This is a genomic window from Devosia sp. (assembly GCF_030689745.1).
GTDB lineage: Bacteria > Pseudomonadota > Alphaproteobacteria > Rhizobiales > Devosiaceae > Devosia > Devosia alba.
The window spans coordinates 1-3,233 of sequence record NZ_JAUYGL010000091.1; the positions used below are offsets into that span (position 1 = coordinate 1).

Annotated in this window: 4 protein-coding genes; 3 read left to right on the forward strand and 1 reads right to left on the reverse strand. The window is 60.1% G+C overall.

Annotation, left to right across the window (positions count from 1 at the left end):
• Nucleotides 1-192, forward strand: a 192-nt coding sequence (locus Q8O80_RS08020; protein WP_305578744.1) for a hypothetical protein, incomplete at its 5' end; no start/stop codon positions are given.
• Nucleotides 193-297: 105 nt separating this feature from the next.
• Here the strand turns inward: Q8O80_RS08020 and Q8O80_RS08025 are convergent.
• The gene (locus Q8O80_RS08025) at nucleotides 298-762 is read right to left on the reverse strand and encodes a CoxG family protein (protein WP_305578746.1); all 465 of its coding nucleotides are present in this window, start codon (nucleotides 760-762) and stop codon (nucleotides 298-300) included.
• A 236-nt stretch (nucleotides 763-998) separates the two neighbouring features.
• Between Q8O80_RS08025 and Q8O80_RS08030 the strand changes: the two genes are divergently transcribed.
• Nucleotides 999-2,225, forward strand: a complete 1,227-nt coding sequence (locus Q8O80_RS08030) for a cell surface protein (protein ID WP_371136141.1) — start codon at nucleotides 999-1,001, stop codon at nucleotides 2,223-2,225.
• A gap of 31 nt (nucleotides 2,226-2,256) precedes the next feature.
• The gene (locus Q8O80_RS08035) at nucleotides 2,257-3,195 is read left to right on the forward strand and encodes a DUF6384 family protein (protein ID WP_305578748.1); all 939 of its coding nucleotides are present in this window, start codon (nucleotides 2,257-2,259) and stop codon (nucleotides 3,193-3,195) included.
• Nucleotides 3,196-3,233 lie beyond the last annotated feature (38 nt).

Consider the following 3,233-nt stretch of genomic DNA (forward strand, 5'->3'; position numbering starts at 1 on the left):
TCAGTCGATACAATCGTGCAAATCGGCAGCTTGCAAGATGCAATTGATGATATTTTTCCGGTTGGTCAAAATTTGACCATCAGGCCGCTGGCCACGCACCCGTCAGCCAGGCTGACAGCACAGCCCGAGCACTGCATTGCAGCTGCCTGCCGCCGAAGATCGATACCGGGGTCGGAAACGGCCTGGCGCTGATCACCAGCGAGCCGTTGGCAAGGAGAACGACGAGTTTCCGGGCGCCGTCCTGCCGGTGTAGCAACCGAAGTCATACAAGCCCATCAATAGGTTAGGTCAGCTGGGCTATTCGACCGGCAAGGGCGTCACCTGGGCATCCATGGCCGCGCCAAAACGCTCGAAAAAGCCATCGATGATCTTCTGCGCCGAATTGCCGATGATCGCTTTGCCCAGCTTGGTGATCTGACCGGAGGCGCCGCCTCGCGCAGCAAAGACCAGCAGGGTGTGTTCACCATGATCGGACAGAATGATATCGGCTGCGCCTTCAGCCAGTCCCAGCAGCCCGCCCCTGCCCCGGCCCGTGAGCGTATAGCGTTCGGCCGGGACGATGTCGGTCAGCGCCAGATCGCCTTTGAAGATGGGATGGACGACGCCAAGATTGACCTTGATCTCGAGATCCAGTGTATCGGCCCCCGACCAGACGATCTTGTGGCAGCCTGGAATGGCGGCTTTCAGCATGGCGGTGTCATTGAGCGCGGCCCATACCGCGACCCGCGGCGCTGCCATCAGATAGCGTCCACCAAAATCCATCAGCGGCTCCCGTCGCGCCGGTGCTGGAACCCGGCCCTATTGTGGCCGCGATGCCAAGGGAAACAGCTAGGTGTCATAGGGGTGCTCCGGCTCTTTACGTGCGGCTTTTTCGCACCAATATGTCTAAATAGTTGTCGGGGCGAGCAGTTGCAATTGTCACGCAGCGGCACACCAGCGATCAATAGCACGACGACAGGCATTTGCCGGCTCGTCTGGATAGGATGAGGAGCGATAAAATGGCCAATGACGGGTCTACGACATCAATGGCTTCAGTTGCACCCGCTGCCATGGGGGCGGAAAAGCCGCTGCAGTATCTGGACAAGGCAGTCAACGCCATTCGTGACCTGGGCATCTGGCCCGAACAGCAGGGTGAAGCCCCGATTACGGGCCTGCTGGAGAAAATTACCGAGCTGGACGAAACCCGCGTGTTGCTGATCGGGCGGACGCTGAGCCAGGCGAGTGCCTTTAATGAGGTGGTGCGCGAGCAGATTGCCGCCATGCAGATCGGCGAGCGCTACGAAGACATCACCAAGGGCTTTGATTCCATCCGCGACGACGCCAAAGGCATGGTCGACCAATTGGCAGACAACAAGCTCGACCTGCTCGAGCGGGCGTCCAATGTGTGGATGAAGGTCAGCCGCGGCGATATTGCCACGCGCTTTGACAAGATCCGCGACACCTATCTGGACGTCACGGCCGATACCAAAGACCAGATCGATCGCGAGCACACCATTCTGGAGGCCTATCGCGATTTCCGTGGTGCGCTCAAGCAGTCCGAGGTGATGGCGCTCGAAGTGCTGCACACCGCTGAACAGCGCCTGAAGGGAAAAAAGGACATCCTGCTGGCGGCATCGACCGCTGTGTCGTCCTTTGCCGGCAGCGTGCCGGCGGACCGGGCGCGGCTGGAAATGGATCGCGACGAAAAGCTGCGCGACATGCAAAATGAGGAAGCGCGGTACCAGATCGCCAAGGATCTGTCGGACAATCTGACTATCTCCTACAACACATCCGAAGTGGTAATGGCGCGGCTGATGCAGACCACCAACGCCAAGGAACGCGTGTATCAGCAGTCGATCTCGTTCTTTTCGACCAATGAAACAGTGCTGACCGCACTGTCTGCCTCGTTTACCGGCATGTTTGGTTTGCACGAGTCCACCGCCACGCTGAATGCGATGAAGGAAGGGATGAGCAAGAGCCTAGAAACCCTTTCGGAAATCGGCGACAAGGTGACCGAGGAGGCCGTGCGGGCCGGTTATGGCCCAACCGTACGCGCCGATGCGGTCAAGAAGCTGGTGGATTCAGTGGTCAACTTCCAGGAGAAGAGCCGCACCATCATCAACGAGATGCGCGTGGCCTCGACCAAGAATTCCGAGGAAATCCGCGACGCAGTGGAAGATGGCAAGCGCCGGCTGGCGGCTTTGGCCGCCGAGGGCAATGCATTGCTGCTTGAGGGCAAGAACTGAGGGGACCGGCGGGCAAGGGCGGGCGGCAATAATGAGTGACGTGACAGCGCGGTCTGCTGCCCCCCTGGACGAAGTCATGCTGGCCATGGACGTGGTGGACACGCTGCGCCACCAGCAGGGTCTGGCCACGCGTGAACTCGATACCGACGCCAAGGAAGCGCAACTGATCGACAGGCTGCGCGACATTTACCATCAGCAGGGCATTGAGGTGTCCGACCACATTCTCAGGGAGGGTGTGGTGGCTCTGCAGGAAAGCCGGTTTACCTATGATCCCCCGACACCCAGCTTTGGGGTGACGCTGGCGCGGCTCTATGTTGGACGCCAGCAATGGGGCAAGCCGGTATTGCTGATCGCTGCGGCCCTGGTGGCGCTGTTTGTTGGCTATTTCGGCGTGTGGCAGCCCTATCAGGCCGAACAGGCCCAACAGGCGCGGATTGAGCTGGCCGAAGGTCTGCCCGCGCAGATGGACAATCTGTACGATACGATTTTTGAAGAGACCAAGGTGCAGCAGGCGGTGCTGGATGCCGAGGCCATCCGCACGCGAGGCCAGACCTTTGCCGCTGAGGGCAACCGCCCGGCAGCCGAGGATGCGGTGGCGGACCTGACGGCGCTGCGCGATCTGATCCGGCAGGAATATACGCTGCGGGTGGTCAATCGCGCGGACGAGCAATCTGGCTTCTGGACCTTCCCGGAGATCAATACCGACGCTACCAACTACTATCTGGTGGTCGAGGCGCTCGATGCCGACGGGCAGACGCTCAGCCTGCCCATTCTCAACGAAGAGACTGGCGCGACCGAAACGGTCAGCATCTGGGGCGTGCGGGTTCCCGAAGCGGTCTATGACGCGGTGATGGCGGACAGGCGTGACGACGGCATCATCCAGAACAATGAAATCGGCCGGAAATCCTATGGATTCATCGAAGTAAACTACAATGTGCCGGTGTCCGGCGGGGCGGTAACGCGGTGGTAGAGTTATGAGCATTCGCGGCCCTGAGGCACTGGCGAGCC

Excerpts from the sequence above, each read along its gene's own strand:
- Q8O80_RS08025 (WP_305578746.1), bottom strand. The coding sequence starts at position 762 with ATGGATTTTGGTGGACGCTATCTGATGGCAGCGCCGCGGGTCGCGGTA.
- Q8O80_RS08030 (WP_371136141.1), top strand. The coding sequence starts at position 999 with ATGGCCAATGACGGGTCTACGACATCAATGGCTTCAGTTGCACCCGCT.
- Q8O80_RS08035 (WP_305578748.1), top strand. The coding sequence starts at position 2,257 with ATGAGTGACGTGACAGCGCGGTCTGCTGCCCCCCTGGACGAAGTCATG.